This window comes from Devosia honganensis, assembly GCF_042648785.1.
GTDB lineage: Bacteria > Pseudomonadota > Alphaproteobacteria > Rhizobiales > Devosiaceae > Devosia > Devosia honganensis.
The window spans coordinates 667,273-690,329 of sequence record NZ_JBHRYD010000001.1 but is presented as its reverse complement, the minus strand read 5'-3'; the positions used below and the strand labels follow the sequence as shown (position 1 = coordinate 690,329).

Here is a 23,057-nt window from a genome sequence, read left to right as displayed (position 1 = left end):
CGCGATCCGATTCCCCCTCATCCCGTCCGAAACACCGCCATCAAATCCCAGAGCCGCCGCCGGTCGAGGATCAGCAGCCAGGGCGTCGCGTCCTCGGGCACGATCTCCACCGTGCCGCCCGTTCCTTCATTGGAGGTGCCCAGGCGCCCGGCCGGCTCCAGCAGCAGGGCGTCGAGCGGGTAGCGCAGGCCCAGCGAGCGCCGGAAGCGGATCGGGGCGAGGGGGTGGATCGAAACGCGCTCGCCCGGCGCGGCCTCGAAGGCGAAGGGGCCCGATATCGCCAGCGCCAGGTCGACCTCGTCCACCAGCATCACGCGGCGCTCGTGCGCCACCTGCCGCACGGCGCTGAGCGCCGCGAGGGTATGGTCGAGCCGCCTGCCGGTCATGCCCAGCGCCAGGGTCACCGGCGCCCGGGTCGAATAGAGCGCCTTCTGGAAATCGGTGGTGATCTGCTCGTCCAGATGCAGGATGCGGGTGCGGCCCGCCCAGGCGTCGGGGTCGGCGAGGGAATCGAGATCGCCGATGATCGCCTCGGGCATCAGCCCGGCGGCGGCGATGCTGTCCGCGCCGCCATCGGCCCCGACCAGCGCCACGCCGCGCGCCGCCAGCTCGCGCAGCAGGGCCGGGTCGGCCGTGCCGCCACCGACAATGGCAAGGGGACGGGAAAAGACCAGCGGCGCCCTGTCGCCGGTCGGAGGAGGGAGGGGGGATTGCACTTCGGGTCGTCTCTCAATATGGTCCGCATCGTCTCGCTGGGGTGTTCCGGTTGCCGCCGGAGCTGAGAGTTACCCATTGAACCTGAACCAGGTCATGCTGGCGGAGGAAGTACGAGATGGCAAGGGCGCTTTCTCGCGCCCCGCCATTGACACATCCCTTCACCCATGGCCGCACACCACCGAAGGGAGACCGATATGGTCAAGTCCTCCTCTCTGGCGCTTGCGGTCCTCGTTGCCGGGCTTTGCGTCCCGGCCACTGCGCAGGATGCGCCGATCCTCACCATCTACACCTATGACGGCTTCGCTTCCGAATGGGGGCCGGGCGTGCCGCTCAAGGAAGGCTTCGAGGCGGTTTGCGGCTGCACCGTCAATTTCGTCGGCGCCGACAGCTCCATCGGCACGCTGCGTCGCGTCCAGCTCGAAGGCGACAGCACCGAGGCCGATATCGTGCTGGGGCTCGACACCGCCATTGCCGGCGAGGCGCGGGCCACGGGCCTGTTTGCCGATCACGGGCTCGAGCTGTCCGGCCTCTCCCTGCCCGGGGCCTGGGCGGATGCGCAGTTCGTGCCCTTCGACTATTCGCATTTCGCCTTCATGCACGATACCGACACCATGCCGGTGCCGCCCGCGTCCTTCGAAGAGCTGATCGCGCTGCCCGATACGGTCAAGATCGCCATTCAGGACCCGCGCTCGGCCACGCCCGGGCTCGGGCTGCTGCTGTGGATCAAGGCCGCCTATGGCGAAAGAGCGCCCGAAATCTGGGCCGGCCTCAAGCCGCATATCCTCACCATCACCCGTGAATGGAGCGAGAGCTATGCGCTGTTCCTCGATGGCGAGGCCGATATGGTGCTCTCCTACACCACCTCGCCGGCCTACCACATCTATGATGAGGGTGATCACACCATAAAGGCGGCGCTGTTCGAGGAAGGTCATTTCGCCCAGATCGAGGTGGCGGGCATCCTCAAATCCTCCGGCCAGCAGGAATTGGCGCGGCAGTTCCTCGCCTATCTCACTTCGCCCGAGGGGCAGAAGGCGATTCCCACCACCAACTGGATGTTCCCCGTGGTGGATCTGGGCGCCGAGCTCGACCCATCCTTTGCCGGCCTGCCGCAGCCGCAAAAAACCCTGACGCTGCCCGAAGCGGACATCATCGCCCATTCCTCCGAATGGATCGATGAAATGCTGACGGCGGTGCAGTAGCGGGGCCGAGGCGATGGCGGCCCGCGATCCCGGGAGCATCGTCACCACCGGGCTCGTCCCGGTGGTCCATCGGCGCGATGTTCCGGCCCCTTCGCCTCCCTCCCCCTTGTGGGGAGGGATCGAGGGTGGGCGTTCGGGATTGCCGGGGAGTCCAATCAATTCATCTAGAAAATCGACGGCACGGCCCCCACCCCTAACCCCTCCCCACAAGGGGGAGGGGAACGCAACAGCTTCTATTGCGGCGGTGCATCCATGCTGACCCTTCCCCGCCGTCCCCTGCGCATTGCCGGGGCAGGCCTGCTGGCCCTCGTCATCGCGGCGCTCATCGCCAGCGTGCTCTGGGCCATTCTGGCGGCGGCCACCGATGCGGGCGGGACCTCGCGCGTCGACATTCCGCATCTGCTGCGCATGACCTCCATCCAGGCGGGACTGACCACCGTGCTGTCGCTGGCGGTGGGCATGGCGGTGGCCTGGGCGCTCAATCGCCTGCGTTTTTTCGGGCGCGATCTGGTGGTGGGCCTGTTCGCCGCCGCCATCGTCACCCCCGGCATGGTCGTGGCCTTCGGCCTCCTGTCCATCTGGGGGCGCAATGGCTGGATCAACCAGATCGGCAATGCGCTGTTCGGCGTCACCTTCGACAGCCCGGCCTTCGGCCTTCAGGGCATCCTGCTCGCCCATGTCATTCTCGACGGCGCCTTTGCCGCTCGCATCCTGCTGGCGCGGCTGGATGCGGTTCCGGCCAGCCGGCTCAAGGTGGGGCAATCGCTGGCGCTGTCCGCCTCGCAGCGCTTCCGCCTCATCGACTGGCCCGCCATGCGCGGCAGCCTGCCGGGGCTGGGCGCCATCATCTTCCTTCTCGCCTTCACCAGCTTTCCCATCGTGCTGCTGCTCGGGGGCGGCCCGGCCAACCAGACGCTGGAAGTGGCGATCTACACCGCCGTGCGGCTCGATTTCGATCTGGTCGGGGCGGTACGGCTGGCGCTGACCCAGATCGGGGTCTGTGCCGTGGTCATCGTCATGGCCTCCGCCTTCACCCCGGTGCCCTCGGCGCTGGGCCGCTCTGCCCAGCCCCACTGGCAGGACGGGCCCCTGGCGCGGGGGGTGCAGGTGCTGGTGCTGGCGCTGGCGACGCTCGGCTTCGCGCTGCCGCTGCTCTCGGTTCTCCATGACGGGCTGGCAGGCGGCCTCGTGCGGGTATTGGGGCAGGAGAGCTTCTGGCGCGCCACCGCCACCAGCCTCGTCATCGGCACCGCCTCCGCCATGCTGACCCTGGCCCTGGCCCTGGTGCTCGCCCTCGGGCGCGGCGCGGCGGGCCACCCGGCCCTGCGGTTGGGGCTCACCGTTCCCGCCTATGCCTATCTCGCCGTGCCGGCGGTGGTGCTGTCGCTGGGCTTTTTCCTATTGGTGCGCAATCTCGGGGTGAAGGCGAACCTGGCGGCACCCTTTGTAGTCGTCATTGCCAACAGTCTGTTGGCGTTGCCCTTCGCGATGGCAACGCTGGGGCCGCCGCTCGAGGCCATCGCCCGCACCCGCGGCAAGCTCATCCGCTCGCTGGGCCTGTCGGGAGCCGTGCAATTCGTCCAGATCGAATACAAGCTGCTGGGGCGCGATATCGGGCTCATGCTGGCGCTGGCTTTCTGCTTCTCCCTCGGGGATCTGGGCGTCATCGCCCTGTTCGGGACGCAGGACTTCCAGACCCTGCCGCTGATGATGTACCGGGCGCTGGGCTCCTATCGCAACAATGACGCGGCGGCCATCGCCGCCCTCCTGCTCATCGGCACCATCGCCGCCTTTGTCGGCCTGCCGCGCCTCATCGAAAGGATCGCCCATGCTCCGCGCCGATGATCTGGTCTTCGCCTATGAGGGGCAGGCGCCATATCGCTTCACGCTCGAGGCAAGTCCTGGAGAAATAACGGCAATTTCGGGCGCCAGCGGGTCGGGAAAGTCGACCCTGCTCGATCTTCTGGCCGGCTTCATCCGGCCCCGCGGCGGCTCGCTCACGCTCGACGGCGTCGATCTTCTGCCGCTGCCGCCCGAAACCCGCCCGGTGTCGCTGCTGTTGCAGGCGGACAATCTGTTCGAGCATCTTTCGGCGGCGGAAAACGCCGCGCTCGGCCTGCCGCGCGGCACCGGGCGCGCGGCGGGGCGGGCAAGGGTGGAGGAAGCGCTGGCCGAGGTCGGGCTCGCCGGGTTGGGGCCGCAATCGGCGTCCACCCTGTCGGGCGGGCAGAAGCAGCGCGTCGCCCTGGCGCGCACCCTGCTGCGCGACCGGCCGGTGCTGCTGCTCGACGAGCCGTTCTCGGCGCTGGACGACGAGACCCGCAAGACCACGCGCGAACTGGTGGGCGAGCTGACCCGCCGCCACGGCTGGCACACCATTCTGGTCAGCCACCATGCCGACGACATCGCGGCGCTGGCGAACCGGCATTATCGGATCGTCGAGGGCCGCCTGGAGCGCGTCTGAGGCGCGCCGCGACCCTCAATCGGCCCAGGCGGTCAGCACCTTGTCGAACAGGACCTGCGCCTCGTCGTCCTTTTCCAGCGTCAGGATGGCGTTGCGGCCGGTGCCGTAGACCACGGCCAGATCCAGCCAGCGGCGGCTTTCCAGCAGGCTGGAATTGTTGGCGGCGTCATTGGGCGAGGCGCTGAGGGCGAAGAGGAAGGAATTGCCCACGACGCGGGCGGCGGCGCCGGCCAATGCCGTGCCCGGCACCAGTTCCTCGTCCTTGAGCAGCACGCCGGCAAGGGTGGCGATCGAGCCGCCGATGAAGGTGTCGGGGACCTCGAAGCTGATTTCCATCAGATGGCTGGCCGGCAGCACCGGGTCGGAATTCTTGCGGATGACGATGGAGACGCCCAGATTGCGCGCCGGGATGCTGGCCTCGGCCACGAGGGTGGGCATGCCGATCTCGTCGACGCCCTCGGTCCAGTCCACCGTGCCCGAGAACGGCACGGCGCCGCTCTGGCCGTCGCTGGAGGCTTCGAGCAACAGCGACTGGTTGCCGGCCAGGACGGCCGGATCGACGCTGGCGGCCGGATCGTTGGCGGAGGAAATGCTGGTTTCCTCGCCCGAAAGGCGTTCCTCGGTCTTGATCTCTCCATTGCCGATCGAGGGCAGGACGGATTCATTGCCGGTGGGCGTGACCGGCTCCGGGGTCGGATCGAGCCGGTCCTCCACCCCTTCGAGGGCGCTGGTCGGCTCGGTCGTGGTGGTGGCGGCGGTGTTGCCGGGCCGGGCCGCGCCCTCCTCGTTCAGCGCCGGATCGGTGGGCGAGGAATCCATGGTGGGCAGCGTTGGCTGCTCGGAAACGGTGGCGGTCTCGGTGACGGCGGTGGTGCGGCCGAACATCTGGTCGAGATCGACATAGCCCTCGCGCCAGGCCCAGAGGCCGGCGCCGCCGACCCCGGCGAGCAGCAGCGCGAAGACGATGAGGAAGATGGTGAGACCCGCTCCGGGGCGCGGCTGGGCGCCGGCCGGCGCAAAGCCGGCGTCGTCGCCGGCTTCCTCGCCATCGAGGGGCGGGGCGGCCTCGCGCTCGGGCAGGGTCGCCGTGGGCTCGCCCCGGGCCTCGCGGTCCAGGGTCTCGATGGCGCGCTCGATGGCGCCTTCCGCCTCGCGGGTGTCGTCTTCCTCCAGGTCCACTTCGCGGATGCTGGAAAGGGCGGCCTCGACCGGCTCGATCGCCGCGTCCGCCTCGGGCTCGGCCGCCGGCCGGCGCGCCAGCGCGGCGCCGCCCAGGCTGGGCTCGATGCGCGGGGGAGGGGCGGTCTGGGACACGCCCCGGGCGGTGTCGGCATTGGCGGCTGTCGTCGGCGGGCGTGGCGTGAAGAAGGAGGGCCGGGCGGGCGGCGCGCTTTCCGGCGCTGGCTGCCCGGCCTCGGGCAGGGCGGGGTCGGGCGAGGGGTCCCTGCCGGTGCCTTCGTCGGCCGATACGCTGACGCCGCTGGTGGCGGCCGCCTCGGCGATGATGTCCTCGATCGAGGTGGTGGAGGCTTCCGCCCTTTCCTCGGCGGGGCCGTCTTCTGCTTCGGGCGCCTCTGCCACGGCGGGCTCGGCGGGCTCCGGAGCTGCCGGCGGAGGCTCCGGCTCCGGGGCCGGCGCCGGTTGAGCAGGCGCCGGTTCGGGGCGGGGCGTGACGGCGGGCGCGGTGGGGCGGGGCGCCAGCGGACCGTCGCGGCCGAGGCTGATGACCGCCTCGCTCGCTTCCTGCTCGACCTGGCGGATGCAGTCCTCGAGCTGCAGCCGGTGCTGGGTGATATCGCGCGCCGGCAGCGGAGGCTGGATGGCGCGCAACTGCCCCACAAGGGCCGAGCGCGCCTTCTCATAGACCGCGCGCCGCGCGGCCCCGTTGTTCTCCGGCAGCGCCGAGATCGCCCGACGCAACAGCTCCTTGTAATCCGCCATGGGCTAGTTGGTACTCACTCTTGCAGCGCCGTCTTGTAACAAAATTTATCAGTCTTGGAACGGGTCAACGACCAGGATGGTGTCGGCCCGCTCGGGGCTGGTGGACAAAAGAGCGACCGGAGCGCCGATCAGTTCTTCGATATGACGGACATATTTGACCGCCTGCGCTGGCAATTCGGCCCAGCTCCGGGCGCCGGCGGTGGTCTCCGACCAGCCTTCCAGAGTTTCGTAGATGGGCTTAACCCGCGCCTGTGCCCCCATTGAGGCAGGCAAATAATCAATCCGTGAACCGTCGAGCTCGTAGCCCACGCAGACCTTGATCTCCTTCAGCCCGTCGAGCACGTCGAGCTTGGTGAGCGCGATGCCGGTGATGCCGGAGGTCTTGACGGTCTGGCGCACCAGCACGGCGTCGAACCAGCCGCAGCGGCGCGGCCGCCCGGTATTGACGCCCACCTCGCGGCCCACCGTCGCCAGATGATGGCCGATCTCGTCATCGAGCTCGCAGGGAAAGGGGCCTTCGCCCACGCGGGTGGTATAGGCCTTGGTGATGCCCAGAACGTAGCCGATGGCGGTGGGGCCGAGGCCCGAGCCCGCCGCCGCCTGGCCGGCCACGGTGTTGGAGGAGGTAACGAAGGGATAGGTGCCGTGATCGTTGTCCAGCAGCGCGCCCTGGGCGCCCTCGAACAGGATGCGCGCGCCCTGGCGGCGCTTGTCCTCGAGCACGCGCCACACCTGGTCCATGAAGGGCAGGATCTGGTCCGCGATCGAAGTAAGCTCCTGATGGATGGTTTCGACGGCGATCTCGGCCAGGCCCATGCCGCGCCGCAGCGCGTTGTGATGCGTCAGCAGCCGCTCGATCTTGGGAATGAGCGTATCGGGCTCGGACAGGTCGACCAGCCGGATGGCGCGGCGGCCCACCTTGTCCTCATAGGCCGGGCCGATGCCGCGGCGGGTGGTGCCGATCTTGAGGCCGGAATTGGCGTCCTCGCGAATGGCGTCGAGCTCGCGATGCAGCGACAGGATCAGCGGGGCGTTGTCGGCGACGCGCAGCACCTCGGGGGTGATGGTCACGCCCTGGCCGCGCAGCTTTTCCATCTCGGCGACGAAATGGTGCGGATCCACCACCACGCCATTGCCGATGACCGATAGCTTGCCCTGGACGAGGCCGGAAGGCAGCAGCGACAGCTTGTAGCTGACCCCGTCGATGACCAGGGTATGGCCGGCATTGTGGCCGCCATGGAACCGCACCACCACGTCGGCGCGTTCGCTCAGCCAGTCCACGATCTTGCCCTTGCCCTCGTCGCCCCATTGCGAGCCGACGACAACCACATTCGCCATAGTTCAATCTTCCCCAAGATGGCGTGCACGAACCGCACACGAAAACAGCCGCTCTCCGTCGCATCGCCGGTAGGATGCGGCCGGACAACAGGTCAGGTCCGATTGTCCTTACATCACGCCGGCAAGGATGACAAAGCCGCAGGCAAGGCAAAAACGCGGCAAAACGCGCTTGTCGACGACAAATCTTCAGGGCCGGGAGCGTCGTCCTTGCCGGCTCCGCCTCGCCGATGCCGCCGGAGACGGGACAGGCGGCCCGGAGGCCGCCCGTGTCAGCGTATTCGCGCCGGCGTCAGAAATGCAGGGCCTTGGCCTGCTTGACGCCCTCCAGCGAGACGATCTCGGCCAGTTGGGTCTCGGTCAGCGTGCCGTCGATCGAGACCAGCGCGATGGCGTCGCCTCCCACCTCGGCGCGGCCCAGGTTGAAATTGGCGATGTTGATGCCCAGCGTGCCCAGAATGGTGCCGAGGCGCCCGATATGGCCGGGCTTGTCCTCATTGGTCACATAGAGCATGGAGGGGGTCAGCTCCGCCTCAAGGTTGATATCCTTGACCTGGATGATGCGCGGCTTGCCATTGGCGAAGAGCGTTCCGGCAAGGCCTCTTGTCTGCCGCTCGGTGGTCACGGTCAGGCGGATATAGCCCTCATAGGCGCCCTGCCGGTCGCGCGTCGTGGTCTCGACGGCGATGCCGCGATCCTTGGCGATCTGGGGCGCCGAGACCATGTTGACGTCGCCCAGCGAAGGCTTGAGCACCCCGTTGATCGCGGCGGCGACCATCGGCCGGATATTGAGGCCGGCGGGCGTGCCCTCGAATTCGATCCGGATGCCCTTGATGGCGGTCTCGGTGAGCTGGCCGGCAAAGGAGCCGAGCGCCTCGGCCAGCTTCACCCAGGGGGTGATGATCGGGGCTTCCTCGGCCGAGATGGAGGGGAAGTTGAGGGCGTTGGTGATCTCGCCGGTCATCAGATAGGCCGAAATCTGCTCGGCCACCTGCAGCGCCACGTTCTCCTGCGCCTCGCTGGTCGAGGCGCCCAGATGCGGCGTGCAGATGACATTGGGCAACTCGAACAGCGGGTTGTCCTGCGCCGGTTCGGTGAGGAACACGTCGAGCGCCGCACCCGCCACCTGTCCGGATTTCAGCGCCTCGTAAAGCGCCTCCTCGTCGATCAGTCCGCCGCGGGCGCAGTTGATGATGCGTACGCCCTTTTTCGTCCTGGCCAGCGTCTCCTTGTTGAGGATGTTGCGGGTAGCGTCGATCAGCGGCGTGTGCAGGGTGATGAAATCGGCGCGGGCGAGCAGGTCGTCGAGATCCACCTTCTCGATGCCGAGCGTCTGGGCGCGTTCTGGGGTGAGGAAGGGATCGTAGGCGATCACCTTCATCTTGAGCCCCTGGGCGCGGTCGGCGACGATCGAGCCGATATTGCCCGCTCCGATCAGGCCCAGCACCTTGTTGGTGACCTCGACCCCCATGAAGCGGTTCTTTTCCCATTTCGAGGCGCGGGTGGAGGCGTCGGCCTCGGGCAATTGCCGGGCCAGGGCCATCATCATGGCGATGGCGTGCTCGGCGGTGGTGATGGAATTGCCGAAGGGCGTGTTCATCACGATGATGCCCTTCTTGGTCGCGGCCGGGATATCGACATTGTCGACGCCGATGCCGGCGCGGCCGATGACCTTGAGATTGGTGGCGGCGGACAGGATCTTCTCGGTCACCTTGGTGGCCGAACGGATGGCCAGGCCGTCATATTGGCCGATGACCTCGAACAGCTTGTCCTTGTCCTTGCCCAGATCGGGCAGGTAGTCGACCTCCACGCCATTGTCCTTGAAGACCTGCACGGCGGTGGGGCTGAGTTTGTCGGAAACGAGAACCTTGGGCATTGGGTATCCCCTGAATTTGCGGTGTCTGGTCCTCACCTGCGCTTTGGCTTGCCGTCACCACCCGGCTTGTCCGGGTGGTCCATGGATTGCCCGGCCAAGCCGGGCAATGACGGTTTCAAATGGCGTGTGGGACCGTGAGCTCTACGAATCTAGGCGGCGGCCTTGAGCTGGGCCTTTTCCTCGGCGAAGGCCCAGTCGAGCCACGGGGTCAGCGCGGCCAGGTCGGAGGCTTCCACCGTGCAGCCGGCCCAGATGCGCAGCCCGGCCGGAGCATCCTTGTAGGAGCCGAAATCGTAGCCGACGCCCAATTTGTCGAGGCGGCTGACGATGGCCTTGGCGAAGGCGGCCTGCGCGTCGTCGTCCAGGGCCGTGATCGCCGGATCGACGATGGAGAGGCAGACCGAGGTATTGGACCGCTGATCGGCATTTCCGGCGAGGAAATCGATCCAGTCGGTCTTGTCCACCCAGTCGGCCAGCACCTTGAAATTGGCGTCGGCGCGGGCCTGCATGGCCTGGAGCCCGCCGATCCGCAGACCCCATTGCATGGCGTCGATGGCGTCCTCGATGCACAGCATGGAGACGGTGTTGATGGGCTCGGCCTTGAAGATGCCTTCAATCAGCTTGCCGCCCTTGGTCATGCGGAAGATCTTCGGCAGCGGACGGTCGGGCTTGTAGGTCTCGAGCCGCTCGACGGCGCGGGGCGAGAGAATGAGGATGCCATGCGCGGCTTCCCCGCCCAGCGCCTTCTGCCAGGAGAAGGTGACCACGTCGAGCTTGGCGAAATCGAGCTTCTGGGCGAAGGCGGCCGAGGTGGCGTCGCAAATGGTCAGCCCTTCGCGGTCGGCCGGGATCCAGTCCGCATCGGGCACGCGCACGCCCGAGGTGGTGCCGTTCCAGGTGAAGACCACGTCGCGGGTGAAATCGACCTGCGCCAGATCGGGCAATTGCCCATAGGGCGCATCGAGCACGCGCACGTCGTCGAGCTTGAGCTGCTTGGTCACATCGGTGACCCAGCCGGCGCCGAAGCTTTCCCAGGCCAGCATGTCGACGCCGCGGGCGCCCAGCGCGCTCCACAGGAACATTTCCACCGCGCCGGTATCGGAGGCGGGCACGATGCCGATGCGATAGTCCGCCGGCACTTGGAGCAGTTCGCGCGTCAGGTCGATGGCTTCCTGGATGCGGGCCTTTGCCGGCTTGGAGCGATGCGAGCGGCCGGTCAGCGCGCCGGCAAGCACCTCGGGCGTCCAGCCTGGACGCTTGGCACATGGACCCGACGAAAAATTGGGATTAGCCGGTTTGACCGCCGGTGCGGTTTGGGGCGTTTCAGCCATATCAAGCGGCCCTCCCAGGCCTATGCGTCTCGCGTTAGGGCGAGATGTCCTGAGGCGGGGAATACTCCCGTCGATGGTCGCGCGTCAATGGAAAGATTCGGCGAATGCCCGGCGGGGCGATTTTCCCTCCCTCCCGGTCTGGTCCTCGGCGCCCAAACACATTAGCGTGTGGGCTTTCTTCTTCCGCCTTCCCGCTATTTCGAGACGACCATGGCCGAAAGCTCCTTGTTTGCCCGCTTCGTTGCTCTTGTCGGCGGTGTCGCCGTCGCCATCCGCCATTCCGGGGACGGCCCGCGCCAGCCCGCCTTCGGCACGGCGCCCGCCATTCCCGATCCCAAGCCGCAGGGCAGCATTCCGACGCTGAAAATGCCCACGGCCCGGGGCTGGGAGGGTGATCACCGCCCGACGCCGGCGGCCGGCCTCAAGGTCAATGCCTTCGCGCGCGACCTGCACCACCCGCGCAACATGCTCGTCCTGCCCAATGGCGACGTGCTGGTGGCCGAATCCATGGGCGAATCGGGCAGTCCCCGGTCGTTGTTCGACCATGCCATGCAGGCGACCATGAAGCGGGCCCGGGCCTCGGGCCGGAGCGCCAACCGGGTGACGCTTCTGCGCGATGCCGATGGCGATGGCGTGGCCGAGGAGCGCCATGCCTTCATCGAAGGGGTGCGCCAGCCCTATGGCATGGTGCTGCTGGGCGACACGCTCTATGTCGGCGCCAGCGATGCGGTTCTGGCCTATCCCTACGAAACCGGCGCCACAAGGATCACCGCGCCGGGGAAGAAGCTGATGAGCATGAAGGCGGGCGGCCACTGGACGCGCAATCTCATCGCCAGCCATGATGGGACCAGGCTCTATGTCGCGGTGGGCTCGCTGAGCAATATCGGCGATCAGGGCATGGAGGCAGAAGAGGACCGCGCATGCATCCACGAACTCGACCTCACGACGGGAAAGTCGCGTGTTTTTGCCGGCGGCCTGCGCAATCCGGTCGGCATGGCCTGGGAGCCCGAAGGGGGGCTGCTCTGGACGGTGGTGAACGAACGCGACGGGCTGGGCGACGAAACGCCGCCCGACTACCTCACCTCCGTGGTCGATGGCGGCTTTTATGGCTGGCCCTATTGCTATTGGGACCGGGTGGTGGACGACCGGGTGCCGCAGGATGCGGCCAAGGTGGCCTCGGCCAAGCAGCCCGATTACGCGCTGGGCGGCCATACGGCGTCGCTGGGCCTTTGCTGGCTGCCCGAGGGTACGCTGCCGGGCTTTCCCGCCGGCATGGCCATCGGCCAGCACGGCTCGTGGAACCGCTCGAAGCTCTCGGGCTACAAGCTTACCTTCGTCGAGTTCCGGAACGGCAAGCCCGTGGGCATGCCGCGCGACATTCTCACCGACTTCCTCTCGCCGGACGAGAAGCATTCCTATGGCCGGCCCGTGGGCGTGACGCTGGCCGGAGACGGGGCGGTGCTGATGGCGGACGATGTGGGCGATGTCATCTGGCGCGTCACCGGCGCCTAGGAGCGGGACATGAACAGGTTCGGCCCGATCCTGGCCCTCGGCCTGGCGCTGGCGGCGACGGCCGTTTCCGCCCAGGCGCGCGAAATACTGGTTCTGGGGCTCCAGGAAAGCGGCACGGTGCTGTGGGAGATCGAGGCGCTGCAGGCGCTGGGGCTCGATGAGAAGCACGGCATCGAGTTGCAGATCCGCCCGCTGGCGGACAGCCGTGCCGGCCAGATCGCGCTGCAATCGGGCGCCGTCGACGTGATCCTGTCCGATTTCACCTGGGTCTCGGTGCAGCGCGGCAAGGGCACCGAAGTGGCCATGGTGCCCCATTCCCTGGCCGTGGGCGGCCTGATCGTACCCGCGGACAGCGCTATCGGAGCCGTCCCGGACCTCAAGGGCCGCACGATCGGCGTCGCCGGGGGCCCGGCGGACAAGAGCTGGGTGATCCTGCAGGCCTATTACAACAGCCTCACTGGCGCCGCACTGGCCGAGGATGCCGGCGCCCGCTTCGGGGCGCCGCCGCTGATCAACGAACTCCTGGGCGCCGGCAGCATCGATGCGGGGCTGAATTTCTGGCACTGGAACGCGCGCGCCAAGGCCGAAGGCATGGTCGAGCTGATCTCCGTGGCCGAGATGCTGGCGGCCCTGGGCGTCGCCGAGCCGCCGCCGCTTCTGGGCTGGACCTTTACCGAGGCGACGGCCGAGGCAAGGGGTGAAGCCCTTGGGGCCTTTCTCGACGCCTCCTTCGACACCAAGGCGGTGCTGCTGGCCGACGATGCGGCATGGGAGGGCCTCGCCCCGCTGATGGGCGCGGCGGACGATCCGGCGCTGTTCGCGCAGTTGCGCGACGATTATCGCGCCGGGATCGTGGCGCATTACGATCCGGCGGACCAGCATGCCGCCGAACAGAGTTTCGCGCTGCTCGCCCGGTTCGGCGGCAGCGATTTGGTGGCCGACCAGACCCAGCTTGCCCCGGGCACGTTCTGGGCCGGCTATGCCAGGTAGTGAGGATGCGCCGGCAGGTCCTGGAGGCGCTGTCGCTGCCGCTGCTGCTGCTTCTGTGGCAGGCGCTGGCGATGATCTTTTCCCATCGCCTCTTTCCCACTCCCGTCGCGGTGACGCAGGAAATCTGGCTCCTGGCCAGCGAGGGGCGGCTGCTGGCCGATCTGGCCAAGACGCTGCTGCGCGCCGGCGCGGCCTTCGTCCTCGCCATGGGCCTGGGCATTGCGCTGGGCATCGTTCTGGGCCGCACCGCCTGGGCGGACCGGCTGTTCTCGGCCTGGCTGGTCGTGGGGCTCAACCTGCCGGCGATCATCGTCGCCATCGTCCTTTATATCTGGCTGGGATTGACCGATCTGGCGCTGATCGTCGCCGTGGTGGTCAACAAGGTGCCGCTGGTCATCGTCACCATCCGTGAGGGGGTGCGCAGCCTGTCGCCCGATTATGACGAATTGGCGCGGGCGCTGCGGCTGCCCTTCCGGCGCCGGCTGCGCCTGGTCGCGGTTCCCCAGCTCATGCCCTTCGTGCTGGCGGCGGCGCGCACCGGATTGTCGCTGATCTGGAAGATCGTGCTGGTCTTCGAGGTGCTGGGCAGCGATGGCGGGGTGGGCTACCGGGTCGGGGTCATGTTCCAGTTTTTCGACGTCACCGGCATCATCGCCTATACGGCGAGCTTCATCCTCGTGGTGCTGGCCTGCGAATATGGCGTGCTGCTTCCGGCCGAGAGGAGGGTGCTGGCATGGCGCGCGGACCGGGCCTGAGCGTCGCGATCGCGGAAAAAACCTTCCCCTCCGGCAGCGTGCCGCTGTTTTCCGGCCTGCGGCTCGATATCGCCCCGGGCAGCACGGTGGCGGTGTTGGGACCGTCGGGTGTGGGCAAGTCGACATTGTTGCGGCTGGTCGCGGGGATCGATACCGATTTCAGCGGCCGCATCGTCGTGGACGGGCGCGATGCGGCACTGGCGCCGGCGCCCGGCTTCGTCTTTCAGGACCCCCGGCTCTTGCCCTGGCTGACCGTTGGCGGGAATCTGCGCCTTGCCGATCCGGCGCTCGGCGTAGAGGCCACTGACCGCCTGTTGGCGTCGGTGGGGCTGGCGGGTCGGCAGGATGACTTCCCCCATCGCCTGTCCGGCGGCATGCAGCGCCGTGCCGCGCTCGCCCGCGCCCTTGCCGCCAATCCGCGCCTGCTGCTGCTCGACGAGCCATTCGTGTCGCTCGATCCGGCGCTGGTGCGGGAGATGCATCAATTGTTGCTAGGCCTGCTCGATACCGGCGGCCCCACCGCCCTCATCGTCTCCCACGCCGCCGAGGACGCGGCGCGCCTCGCCGACCGGGCCGTGCTGCTGGCGGGCCGCCCGGCACGGGTCGTGGCGGATATCCCCCTCGAGCGGCCCCGCCGGTCGCGCAGCGAGGCGGAGATCGCCGTCTATCGCCTTGAGCTGGAAGCACTGGCGGCGAAGACGGGCTAGGCGCCTTTGCTTGTCAGGCGGAATCGGTGCCTTTTCTCCCCTCCCCTCAAGGGGAAGGGGCGCTGGTCGCCGCTTCCGTCAAAACCTGAAAGCCTCTAGGCGCCGCCTCCCTGGCCCCGTTCGTCCTCCATATGGGCGCGGATGATCTGCTCGAAATCGGTTTCGGCGCGAAAGCCGAGGGCGATGGCGCGGCCGGCGTCGAAATTCTGCGGCCAGCCGGCAACGATGGCGGCGATGGTCTCGTCGCGCTCGCGGCGGATGAGGGAGACGGCGCGGGGGCCGGCCAGCTTTTCGAGCGCGGCGATCTGCTCGCCCACCGTCGCCGAGAGGCCGGGCATGGTCAGCGTGCGGCGCTGTCCGAGGGGCGCGGTGTCGAGCGTTGCGGCATGCAGCAGGAAGCCGATCGCGGCGCGCGGGCTGGCGAACCAGTGCCGCACGCTGTCGTCGACCGGCAGCACCGCTTCCAGGCCGGCCAGCGGCTCGCGGATGATGCCGGAAAAGAAGCCGGACGCGGCCTTGTTGGGCTTGCCCGGGCGCACCACGATGGTGGGCAGGCGGATGCCGATGCCGTCGAGAAAGCCGCGGCGGGAATAATCGGCCAGCAGCAATTCGCCGATCGCCTTCTGGGTGCCGTAGCTGGTGAGCGGCGTATGGGCCTGATCGTCGGGGATGACCGGCGGCAAGGGCTCCCCGAAGACGGCGATGGAGGAGCTGAAGACGAGACGCGGGCGATAGGGCTGGCGCAGGCCTTCCTGCCGGATGGCTTCCAGCAGCAGGCGGGTGCCGTCGAGATTGATGCGATAGCCCTTGTCGAAATCGGCCTCGGCTTCCCCCGAAACGATCGCGGCGAGATGGAAGATGAGATCGGGCCGGGCGGCGATCAGCGTCTCGGCGGCGCCGGGAGCGGACAGGTCGGTGGCGATGGCTTCGACCGGAATCGCGGTGTGCGGCTTTTCCGGCGCCACGATGTCGGACAGGGTCAGGGCGGTGATGTCGGTCCCGCCCAGCCGGCCCTCGGCGATGAGCGCGTTGACGAGCTTGCGGCCGACCATGCCCGCCGCGCCGATGATCAGAATATGCATGTCTGGCAATCTCCCCGTGCCGTTCGCCTCGATCGGTGCCGCACCGGTCCGGCGTGGCAGGGCCGGCGCCCGACGGACACCGGCCCTCGATAAAACGGCCTATGCTGCGGCCCGCCCCGGAACCCCGGAATGGCCGGCGATTCTAGTTGAAGCGGTATCGTACCGTACCGCGGACTTCATGCACCCAATTATTGTCGATGGAATAGGGATGGGGAGCCGCGTTGTTCTCGATTCTGTTGATATAGAGCGCGCGATAGCCCAGATCGGCGACCACCTGTCCGAAATCATAGCCCAGGCCGGCCATGCCGGCGGCGGCGAAGCTGGTGTTATGGCCGCGGATGTCGGGCGCGACCGAGCCGCTGCTGATGACGTCGTTGAAGGCCACGCCGGCACCGGCGCCGACATAGCCGAACGCGCCGCCGGCGGCGCCATAGCCGTCCCCGAAGCCGAAATCGTAATAGGCGTTGGCGAGCAGGACGGTGGAGCGCAGCGAGAGTTTGTGAACGCCGGGACTCAGCGTGTTTGAGCTATCGGCGATGGTGGCGCGCATTCCCTCATTGGCCAGATAGTCGAGCGTGGCATCGACACGCAGGCCGGTCCCGGTCTCGAAGCCCGCGCCGGCGCCGACCGAATAGCCATAGCCGAACCCATCGATGTCGAACGTGGTGGGGGTGGCGTCGGGATGGTTGACCCTCTTGGCCCAGAGCAGGTTCAGCCCGGCGCTGCCGCGCAGGTAGAACGAGCCGGCATAGCCATAGTCCACGTCGGGGATATCGATTACCGGCGGGTAATAGGGCAGGTCGGCCGCAAGGGCCGGGCATGCGATTGCGGCGGCTCCTGCCACCATGAGCGCGGCGGTCAGCTTGCGCATGAGTGCTTCCTTTGGTTCCACGAGACCAGTCGATCGCACTCAATATCCGGCAAACCTCTTAAAGCCGGCTTAACCTAAAAATTTAACCCTAATACTATGCCAACGGAAATGATTACCGAATTGTTGCCGTTCATAGGGCCGTCTGCTCGTGAAAGGTCTTTCAGGCGACTTCCCTGATTGCCGCCTCGACCTGGCCGACCACCTTTTCCACCAGCCCGGCATCGTCGGCTTCGCCCATGACGCGGATCACCGGCTCGGTGCCGGAGGCGCGCACCACCAGCCGGCCGGTCTCGCCCAGCATGGCCTGTCCGTCGGCGATGGCCTGGATGACCTGCTTGTGTTCGAGCGGCTTGCCGGAGCGGAACCGCACGCTGCGCAAAAGCTGCGGCACTTTTACGAAGCGCGAGCAGATGTCCGAGACCGGAACGCCCTTCTGCTTGAGCACCGCCAGCAATTGCAGCGCCGCCACCAGCCCGTCGCCGGTGGTGGTGAAATCAGAGAGGATGATGTGGCCCGATTGCTCGCCGCCGACATTGAAGCCCTTGGCGCGCATGGCCTCGAGCACATAGCGGTCGCCGACCTGGGTGCGCTCCAGCGTCAGGCCCAGGCCCATGAGGTGCCGTTCGAGGCCGAGATTGGACATGACGGTGGCGACGATGCCGCCCCCCAGCAGCATCTGGCGCTCCAGCCAGCTTTCGGCGATCACCGCCATGAGCTGGTCGCCATCGACCACATTGCCCTTCTCGTCGATGATGATGACGCGGTCGGCGTCGCCGTCGAGCGCGATGCCGATATCGGCGCGCACTTCCTTGACCTTGGCGGCGACGGCTTCGGGCGCGGTGGAGCCCACCTTGTAGTTGATGTTGAAGCCGTTCGGCTCGACGCCGATGGCGAAGACCTCGGCGCCCAGTTCCCACAAGGCGATGGGGGCCACCTTGTAGGCGGCGCCATTGGCGCAGTCGAGCACGACGCGCAGGCCGGTCAGGTCGATGTTCCGGGGTAGGGTGCGCTTGGCATATTCGATATAGCGGGTGCGCGCCTCCTCGTCCCGATGGGCGCGGCCGATGTCGCGGCCCCGGGCCAGATAGGCGGTCATGTCGGCGTCGATCAGCCGCTCGATCTCCAGCTCGATCTCGTCGGAAAGCTTGTAGCCGTCGGGACGGAAGAGCTTGATGCCGTTGTCGTCGTAGGGATTGTGCGAGGCCGAGATCATCACCCCCAGATCGGCGCGCAGCGAGCGCGTCAGCATGGCCACCGCGGGGGTGGGCATGGGACCGAGCAGGTAGACGTCCATGCCCACGGCGGTGAAGCCCGCGGTCAGGGCCTGCTCGATCATGTAGCCCGAGCGCCGCGTGTCCTTGCCGATCACCACGCGGTTGCGATGGTCGCCGCGCACGAATTTGGTCCCCGCCGCCATGCCGACCCGCAGCGCGAGATCGGGGGTCAGCTTGTCGCCATTGGCCAGGCCGCGGATGCCGTCGGTGCCGAAATATTTGCGGGCCATGTCTCGTCCCCCCGATTCACCGGTTGGTTGCAAGGATATCACTTTACCAGCGCAATAGCGGAGTGCCGTCGAAGACGAAAGGGCCACCTTGCGGTGACCCTTAATTTTGATCGCCCTGATCCGCCGGGACCTTTCGGCGCTCAGCTCTCGGGCTGCGGTTCCATGCCGGGCTCGGGCGGCGCGTCGGGGCGCTTCCGGCTCGGCCGGCCCGCCGCCGGCACGCCGGAGGCCTTGGGCGCCGCCGGGCCGCTATCGTCGGGACGCACCGGCTGCTTGCCGTCCATCAGGGCGCGCAATTCGTCGCCGGTCAGGGTTTCATATTCGAGCAGCGCCTGGGCGACGGCTTCCCACTGATCCTGATAGGTGGTCAGGACATGGCGGGCCGAGGCCTCGCCTTCCTCGATCAGCTTGCGCACTTCCTCGTCGATCAGCTTGGCGGTTTCGTCCGACATGTGCTGGGACTGGGTGACCGAGTGGCCCAGGAACACTTCCTGGTCGTTGGACTTGTAGCGCACGCGCCCCAGCCGCTCGCTCATGCCCCATTCCATCACCATGGAGCGGGCGAGATTGGTCGCCATCTGGATATCGCCCGAGGCGCCGCTGGTCACCTTTTCGGGGCCGAACTTGATGATCTCGGCCTCGCGCCCGCCGAACAGCATGGTCAGGCGCGCCAGCGCCTTTTCGCGGCTGAAGGAATAGGAATCGTTCTCGGGCAGGGTCATCACCATGCCCAGGGCGCGGCCGCGCGGGATGATGGTGGCCTTGTGGATCGGATCGATGCCGGCGACCTTGAGGGCGATGATGGCGTGGCCGGCCTCGTGATAGGCGGTCAGCTTCTTCTCGTCGTCGGTCATGGCCATGGTGCGGCGCTCGGCGCCCATCATGATCTTGTCCTTGGCATCCTCGAATTCCTGATGGGTGACGAAGCGCTTGTTGCGCCGTGCCGCCATCAGGGCGGCCTCGTTGACGAGGTTCATCAGGTCCGCGCCGGAAAAGCCGGGCGTGCCGCGGGCCAGGACCTTCAGGTCCACGTCCGGCGCCAGCGGCACCTTGCGGACGTGCACTTTCAGGACCTTTTCGCGCCCGGCGACGTCCGGATTGGGCACCACGACCTGGCGGTCGAAGCGGCCGGGACGCAGCAGGGCCGGGTCGAGCACGTCGGGGCGGTTGGTGGCGGCGATGAGGATGATGCCCTCATTGGCCTCGAACCCGTCCATCTCCACCAGCAACTGGTTCAGCGTCTGCTCGCGCTCGTCATTGCCGCCGCCGAGGCCGGCGCCGCGCTGGCGGCCGACCGCGTCGATCTCGTCGATGAAGATGATGCAGGGCGCGTTCTTCTTGGCCTGCTCGAACATGTCGCGGACGCGGCTGGCGCCGACGCCGACGAACATTTCCACGAAATCCGAGCCGGAAATGGTGAAGAAGGGCACATTGGCCTCGCCGGCGACCGAGCGCGCCAGGAGGGTCTTGCCGGTGCCGGGCGGACCCACCAGCAGCACGCCGCGCGGAATGCGGCCGCCCAGGCGCTGGAATTTTCCGGGATCGCGCAGGAATTCGACGATCTCCTCGAGGTCCTGCTTGGCCTCGTCGACGCCGGCGACGTCCTCGAAGGTCACCTTGCCCTGGGTTTCGGTGAGCAGCTTGGCGCGCGACTTGCCAAAGCCCATGGCGCCGCCGCGCCCGCCGCCCTGCATCTGGCGGATGAAGAAGAACCACACGCCGATGATGACGATGAAGGGCAGCCAGCTCGAGAGCAGGATGGACCAGAACGGGCTCGATTCCTGGGCGCGGGCGGTGATGCTCACATCGTGGTCTTCGAGCCGGGTGATGACGTCGGCGCCGGCGGGCAGCACGGTTTCGAACCGGCTGCCGTCGCTGAGCAGGCCCGAGACGACATTGTCGGTGATGGTGACGCTGGAAACCCGGCCTGACTGGATGTCGGTGACGAACTGGCTGTAGCTCTTCTCGGCGATGGAGATGGAGCGCGTCGACGACTGGAAGACCTGGAACAGGCCCATCAGCATGAAGAGAATGACCAGCCAGATGGCGAAGTTGCGGAAGTTTCCGTTCATCAAATCCTGTCCCGGAGGGGCCGGCACGCGCGCGGCGTCGGCAATTGGCCGAATGTAAGGCCGGCAATGGGGCGTTACAAGGGCAAGACCTGTGCTGTTCCGCGCGGCCCGTCCAGTCATATTGTCGCGATGGGGTTAATGGGCGGTCACGACAAAGCGGGGCGGCGAATAAAAATGCCCCCGGCCGCAGGGCCTGGGGGCATTGGGGTCATAGAAGGCAGGGCTTATTCGGCGCCCGCCGCCTCGCGGACGGCTTCCTGGACCTTTTCGAAGGCGCGGACCTCGATCTGGCGAATGCGCTCGCGGCTGACCGCGTATTGCTGGGCCAGTTCCTCCAGCGTCAGCGGATTGTCCTTGAGGCGCCGTGCCTGGAAGATGGCGCGCTCGCGCTCGTTGAGCACGTCCATGGCGCGGTTGAGCATCTGCATGCGCTCGTTGAATTCCTCGTTTTCGCCCAGCACGGTCTCGGCGTCGGGCGTGTCGTCCACCAGCCAGTCCTGCCATTCGGAGGCGCCCTCGTCGGCGCGCATGGGCGCGTTGAGGGAAGCGTCGCCCGAAAGCCGCGAATTCATCTGCACGACGTCGTCTTCGGAGACGTTGAGGGTCGTGGCGATCTGCTTGATCTGGTCGGGATGCAGCGAGCCGTCGTCGAGCGCGGCGATCTGTCCCTTCACCTTTCTGAGGTTGAAGAACAGGCGCTTCTGCGCGGCGGTGGTGCCGATCTTGACCAGGCTCCAGGAGCGCAGCACATATTCCTGGATGGCGGCGCGGATCCACCACATGGCGTAGGTGGCGAGGCGAAAGCCCTTTTCGGGCTCGAAGCGCTTGACCGCGTGCATCAGGCCGACATTGCCCTCGGAGATGACTTCCGAAATGGGCAGGCCATAGCCGCGATAGCCCATGGCGATCTTGGCCACGAGCCGCAGATGGCTGGTGATGAGTCTGTGGGCCGCGCCAGGATCGTCATGTTCCTTATAGCGCTTGGCCAGCATGTATTCCTCGTTGGCCTCCAGCATCGGAAACTTGCGGATTTCCTGCAGATAGCGGCTGAGACCCCCTTCGGACGAGAGAACCGGCAAATTGGATTGGGCCATTTTACGCACCCCCTTTTCTTGTCCCCCGCTTCGCGGGCGGAAGGCCCGCCTTCGCCCGTAACGGCGCAAAGACGGATGTGAGTTCAATATAGGTTGCAGTTTGGCGATTTTAAGGGGCCGAAGCCCGGCAAAGCATTACAATTCGGACAGAAACCGGCCCGTTCGCCATCATTCATCGTCATAATACGATAAAAGGCGGAAAAGTTCAAACACGTTGGCGTGAGACCTCAGCGGGGCCGGGCGCGGTCGTATTCCTCGAGGATATCCTGCAGCGCCTCGAGATCGGCGGGCAGGGGGGTTTCGAAAAACATTTCCTCCCCCGTTTCGGGATGCTCAAAGCCCAATTCGGACGCATGCAGCGCCTGCCGCCCCAGGGCCAGCACCCTTTCGGCGACGGTTTCGGGGAGCTTGTTGATCTTGGTGGCGTAGCCGGAGGCATAGAGCGCGTCGGCGACGAGAGGGTGGCCGATATGGACCATGTGGACGCGGATCTGGTGGGTGCGGCCGGTTTCCAGCCGGCATTGCACCCGGGTGATGTCCCAGCCGTCGCCGCCATAGCGGGCCTCGACCGCGTAATGGGTGATCGCCTCGCGGCCCTGGCGCAGCACCGCCTGCTTGAGGCGATTGCCCGGGTCGCGTCCCAGCGGCGCCTCGATCGTGCCGGCGGCCGATTGCACGGCGCCCCAGGCGAAGGCGGTATAGGCCCGGTGCAGGGGGCCGGTGCGGCCATGATCGGCGAACTGCGCGGCCAGGCGCCGGTGCGCCGTCTCGGTCTTGGCCACCACCATGACGCCGGAGGTGTCCTTATCGAGCCGGTGGACGATGCCTGGGCGCTTCACCCCGCCAATGCCCTTGAGGCTGTCGCCGCAGTGAAAGAGCAGCGCATTGACCAGCGTGCCCGAGGGCGAGCCGGGGGCGGGGTGCACCACCATGCCGGCCGGCTTGTCGAGGACGATCAGTTGCTCGTCCTCGTAAAGGATGGCGAGCGGGATGTCCTCGGGCTGCGGATCGGCCTCTTCGGGAGGCGGGGCGACAAGCACGATTGTCTCGCCGGCCTTCAGCCGGTATTTGGGTTCGTTCACGGGCCGGCCGTCAATGGTGACGGCTCCGGCCAGGATCAGATCCTTGATGCGGTTGCGGCTGAGGGCATCGTGCGCCCGGGCCAGAGCGGCGTCGAGGCGGCTGCCCACGCTGTCGCCATCGACCGCAACCCTGACGGGCTCGCCCTCGAACTCGAAATCGGTGTCATCCGCCATGAACAATCCTGAACCCGACCAGCCGGAAATCCCCGATGCCGAATTGTCGCCGGAAGCACGGGACGTGCTGGCGAGAGCGCGCCGGTCCTTCGGTATTTCCATCGGCATCCTGCTGCTGGGCTTTATGGCGATTGGCTTTGCGCTTGTCTATCGGGCGATGCGGGATGCCCCTCCGCCGGACCTCGCCGCCGCGGTGAGCGTCCCGGCCGGTGCCGAAGTGGTCTCCGCCCTGACGCTCGACGGCGCGGTTCAGGTCACCTATCGCGCCGGGGGCGCCGTCCTGCTCGACGTCTTCGATGCCGGCAGCGGCGCGTTGATCCGCAGCGTACAGATCGGGGCGGAATAGCGCGG

At 67.2% G+C, this 23,057-nt stretch carries 19 protein-coding genes and 1 riboswitch; of the genes, 8 read left to right on the top strand and 11 right to left on the bottom strand.

The genetic code is table 11. The annotated features are described in order from the left end of the window. Nucleotides 1-17: 17 nt before the first annotated feature. Entirely contained in the window at nt 18-716 is a 699-nt protein-coding gene (locus tag ACFOOL_RS03305) for a thiamine diphosphokinase (protein ID WP_380094837.1), read from the bottom strand. Between the two features lie 27 nt (nt 717-743). Further along, a riboswitch (TPP riboswitch) is annotated at nt 744-844 on the top strand. Between the two features lie 67 nt (nt 845-911). Here ACFOOL_RS03305 and thiB point away from each other — a divergent pair. From thiB to ACFOOL_RS03290, 3 genes are all read left to right on the top strand, one after another. After that, nucleotides 912-1,916: a thiamine ABC transporter substrate binding subunit gene (gene thiB, locus ACFOOL_RS03300; RefSeq protein WP_380094835.1), complete on the top strand. Its 1,005-nt coding sequence runs from the start codon at nt 912-914 to the stop codon at nt 1,914-1,916. A 252-nt stretch (nt 1,917-2,168) separates the two neighbouring features. Further along, a complete protein-coding gene (locus tag ACFOOL_RS03295; protein WP_380094833.1) occupies nt 2,169-3,761 on the top strand; it encodes a hypothetical protein in 1,593 nt (530 codons plus the stop codon). Next, the gene (locus tag ACFOOL_RS03290; RefSeq protein WP_380094830.1) at nt 3,745-4,380 is read left to right on the top strand and encodes an ATP-binding cassette domain-containing protein; all 636 of its coding nucleotides are present in this window, start codon (nt 3,745-3,747) and stop codon (nt 4,378-4,380) included. Before ACFOOL_RS03295 ends, ACFOOL_RS03290 begins: the two co-directional genes overlap by 17 nt. Before the next feature lie 15 nt (nt 4,381-4,395). Here the strand turns inward: ACFOOL_RS03290 and ACFOOL_RS03285 are convergent, their stop codons facing one another. The 4 genes from ACFOOL_RS03285 to ACFOOL_RS03270 all read right to left on the bottom strand — a co-directional run bounded on the left by ACFOOL_RS03285 (nt 4,396) and on the right by ACFOOL_RS03270 (nt 10,863). Next, the gene (locus ACFOOL_RS03285; RefSeq protein ID WP_380094828.1) at nt 4,396-6,321 is read right to left on the bottom strand and encodes a hypothetical protein; all 1,926 of its coding nucleotides are present in this window, start codon (nt 6,319-6,321) and stop codon (nt 4,396-4,398) included. A gap of 48 nt (nt 6,322-6,369) precedes the next feature. Next, nucleotides 6,370-7,659 carry an adenylosuccinate synthase gene (locus ACFOOL_RS03280; protein WP_380094826.1) on the bottom strand — a complete coding sequence of 430 codons (1,290 nt, stop codon included), beginning with the start codon at nt 7,657-7,659 and terminating at the stop codon, nt 6,370-6,372. A 289-nt stretch (nt 7,660-7,948) separates the two neighbouring features. Further along, on the bottom strand, nt 7,949-9,532 hold the full coding sequence (gene serA, locus ACFOOL_RS03275; protein ID WP_380094825.1) for a phosphoglycerate dehydrogenase: 1,584 nt from the start codon (nt 9,530-9,532) through the stop codon (nt 7,949-7,951). A gap of 149 nt (nt 9,533-9,681) precedes the next feature. Then, nucleotides 9,682-10,863 carry a phosphoserine transaminase gene (locus ACFOOL_RS03270; RefSeq protein ID WP_380094823.1) on the bottom strand — a complete coding sequence of 394 codons (1,182 nt, stop codon included), beginning with the start codon at nt 10,861-10,863 and terminating at the stop codon, nt 9,682-9,684. A 210-nt stretch (nt 10,864-11,073) separates the two neighbouring features. Here ACFOOL_RS03270 and ACFOOL_RS03265 point away from each other — a divergent pair, with 210 nt between their 5' ends. The 4 genes from ACFOOL_RS03265 to ACFOOL_RS03250 are packed head-to-tail and all read left to right on the top strand — an operon-like array spanning nt 11,074 to nt 14,827. Further along, nucleotides 11,074-12,375: a PQQ-dependent sugar dehydrogenase gene (locus ACFOOL_RS03265; protein ID WP_380094821.1), complete on the top strand. Its 1,302-nt coding sequence runs from the start codon at nt 11,074-11,076 to the stop codon at nt 12,373-12,375. A gap of 9 nt (nt 12,376-12,384) precedes the next feature. Continuing rightward, nucleotides 12,385-13,365: an ABC transporter substrate-binding protein gene (locus ACFOOL_RS03260; RefSeq protein WP_380094820.1), complete on the top strand. Its 981-nt coding sequence runs from the start codon at nt 12,385-12,387 to the stop codon at nt 13,363-13,365. Between the two features lie 5 nt (nt 13,366-13,370). After that, on the top strand, nt 13,371-14,120 hold the full coding sequence (locus ACFOOL_RS03255) for an ABC transporter permease (protein WP_380094818.1): 750 nt from the start codon (nt 13,371-13,373) through the stop codon (nt 14,118-14,120). Continuing rightward, nucleotides 14,099-14,827, top strand: a complete 729-nt coding sequence (locus ACFOOL_RS03250; RefSeq protein WP_380094817.1) for an ABC transporter ATP-binding protein — start codon at nt 14,099-14,101, stop codon at nt 14,825-14,827. Before ACFOOL_RS03255 ends, ACFOOL_RS03250 begins: the two co-directional genes overlap by 22 nt. A gap of 95 nt (nt 14,828-14,922) precedes the next feature. Here the strand turns inward: ACFOOL_RS03250 and denD are convergent, their stop codons facing one another. From denD to ACFOOL_RS03220, 6 genes are all read right to left on the bottom strand, one after another. After that, complete coding sequence (gene denD, locus ACFOOL_RS03245) at nt 14,923-15,909, bottom strand: D-erythronate dehydrogenase (RefSeq protein WP_380094816.1); 987 nt, start codon at nt 15,907-15,909, stop codon at nt 14,923-14,925. A gap of 142 nt (nt 15,910-16,051) precedes the next feature. Next, nucleotides 16,052-16,780, bottom strand: coding sequence for a hypothetical protein (locus tag ACFOOL_RS03240; protein ID WP_380094815.1), 729 nt, complete (start codon nt 16,778-16,780; stop codon nt 16,052-16,054). Between the two features lie 160 nt (nt 16,781-16,940). After that, nucleotides 16,941-18,284: a phosphoglucosamine mutase gene (glmM, locus tag ACFOOL_RS03235; RefSeq protein WP_380094813.1), complete on the bottom strand. Its 1,344-nt coding sequence runs from the start codon at nt 18,282-18,284 to the stop codon at nt 16,941-16,943. A 140-nt stretch (nt 18,285-18,424) separates the two neighbouring features. Continuing rightward, nucleotides 18,425-20,356 (bottom strand): ATP-dependent zinc metalloprotease FtsH, encoded by a 1,932-nt coding sequence (ftsH, locus tag ACFOOL_RS03230; protein ID WP_380094811.1) that lies wholly within the window; start codon nt 20,354-20,356, stop codon nt 18,425-18,427. A gap of 224 nt (nt 20,357-20,580) precedes the next feature. Beyond that, nucleotides 20,581-21,450, bottom strand: coding sequence for an RNA polymerase sigma factor RpoH (gene rpoH, locus ACFOOL_RS03225; protein WP_380094810.1), 870 nt, complete (start codon nt 21,448-21,450; stop codon nt 20,581-20,583). Between the two features lie 227 nt (nt 21,451-21,677). After that, on the bottom strand, nt 21,678-22,706 hold the full coding sequence (locus ACFOOL_RS03220; RefSeq protein WP_380094809.1) for an RluA family pseudouridine synthase: 1,029 nt from the start codon (nt 22,704-22,706) through the stop codon (nt 21,678-21,680). On the opposite strand from ACFOOL_RS03220, the gene ACFOOL_RS03215 reads away from it, so the two are divergent. Beyond that, complete coding sequence (locus ACFOOL_RS03215) at nt 22,705-23,052, top strand: hypothetical protein (protein ID WP_380094807.1); 348 nt, start codon at nt 22,705-22,707, stop codon at nt 23,050-23,052. The two genes, ACFOOL_RS03220 and ACFOOL_RS03215, sit on opposite strands and share 2 nt — an antisense overlap. Nucleotides 23,053-23,057 lie beyond the last annotated feature (5 nt).

Bases quoted from the DNA above. Each gene is read 5' to 3' on its own strand.
- thiB (WP_380094835.1), top strand. From the start codon at position 912: ATGGTCAAGTCCTCCTCTCTGGCGCTTGCGGTCCTCGTTGCCGGGCTT.
- ACFOOL_RS03295 (WP_380094833.1), top strand. From the start codon at position 2,169: ATGCTGACCCTTCCCCGCCGTCCCCTGCGCATTGCCGGGGCAGGCCTG.
- ACFOOL_RS03290 (WP_380094830.1), top strand. From the start codon at position 3,745: ATGCTCCGCGCCGATGATCTGGTCTTCGCCTATGAGGGGCAGGCGCCA.
- ACFOOL_RS03285 (WP_380094828.1), bottom strand. From the start codon at position 6,321: ATGGCGGATTACAAGGAGCTGTTGCGTCGGGCGATCTCGGCGCTGCCG.
- ACFOOL_RS03280 (WP_380094826.1), bottom strand. From the start codon at position 7,659: ATGGCGAATGTGGTTGTCGTCGGCTCGCAATGGGGCGACGAGGGCAAG.
- serA (WP_380094825.1), bottom strand. From the start codon at position 9,532: ATGCCCAAGGTTCTCGTTTCCGACAAACTCAGCCCCACCGCCGTGCAG.
- ACFOOL_RS03270 (WP_380094823.1), bottom strand. From the start codon at position 10,863: ATGGCTGAAACGCCCCAAACCGCACCGGCGGTCAAACCGGCTAATCCC.
- ACFOOL_RS03265 (WP_380094821.1), top strand. From the start codon at position 11,074: ATGGCCGAAAGCTCCTTGTTTGCCCGCTTCGTTGCTCTTGTCGGCGGT.
- ACFOOL_RS03260 (WP_380094820.1), top strand. From the start codon at position 12,385: ATGAACAGGTTCGGCCCGATCCTGGCCCTCGGCCTGGCGCTGGCGGCG.
- ACFOOL_RS03255 (WP_380094818.1), top strand. From the start codon at position 13,371: ATGCGCCGGCAGGTCCTGGAGGCGCTGTCGCTGCCGCTGCTGCTGCTT.
- ACFOOL_RS03250 (WP_380094817.1), top strand. From the start codon at position 14,099: ATGGCGCGCGGACCGGGCCTGAGCGTCGCGATCGCGGAAAAAACCTTC.
- denD (WP_380094816.1), bottom strand. From the start codon at position 15,909: ATGCATATTCTGATCATCGGCGCGGCGGGCATGGTCGGCCGCAAGCTC.
- ACFOOL_RS03240 (WP_380094815.1), bottom strand. From the start codon at position 16,780: ATGCGCAAGCTGACCGCCGCGCTCATGGTGGCAGGAGCCGCCGCAATC.
- glmM (WP_380094813.1), bottom strand. From the start codon at position 18,284: ATGGCCCGCAAATATTTCGGCACCGACGGCATCCGCGGCCTGGCCAAT.
- ftsH (WP_380094811.1), bottom strand. From the start codon at position 20,356: ATGAACGGAAACTTCCGCAACTTCGCCATCTGGCTGGTCATTCTCTTC.
- rpoH (WP_380094810.1), bottom strand. From the start codon at position 21,450: ATGGCCCAATCCAATTTGCCGGTTCTCTCGTCCGAAGGGGGTCTCAGC.
- ACFOOL_RS03215 (WP_380094807.1), top strand. From the start codon at position 22,705: ATGAACAATCCTGAACCCGACCAGCCGGAAATCCCCGATGCCGAATTG.
- ACFOOL_RS03220 (WP_380094809.1), bottom strand. From the start codon at position 22,706: ATGGCGGATGACACCGATTTCGAGTTCGAGGGCGAGCCCGTCAGGGTT.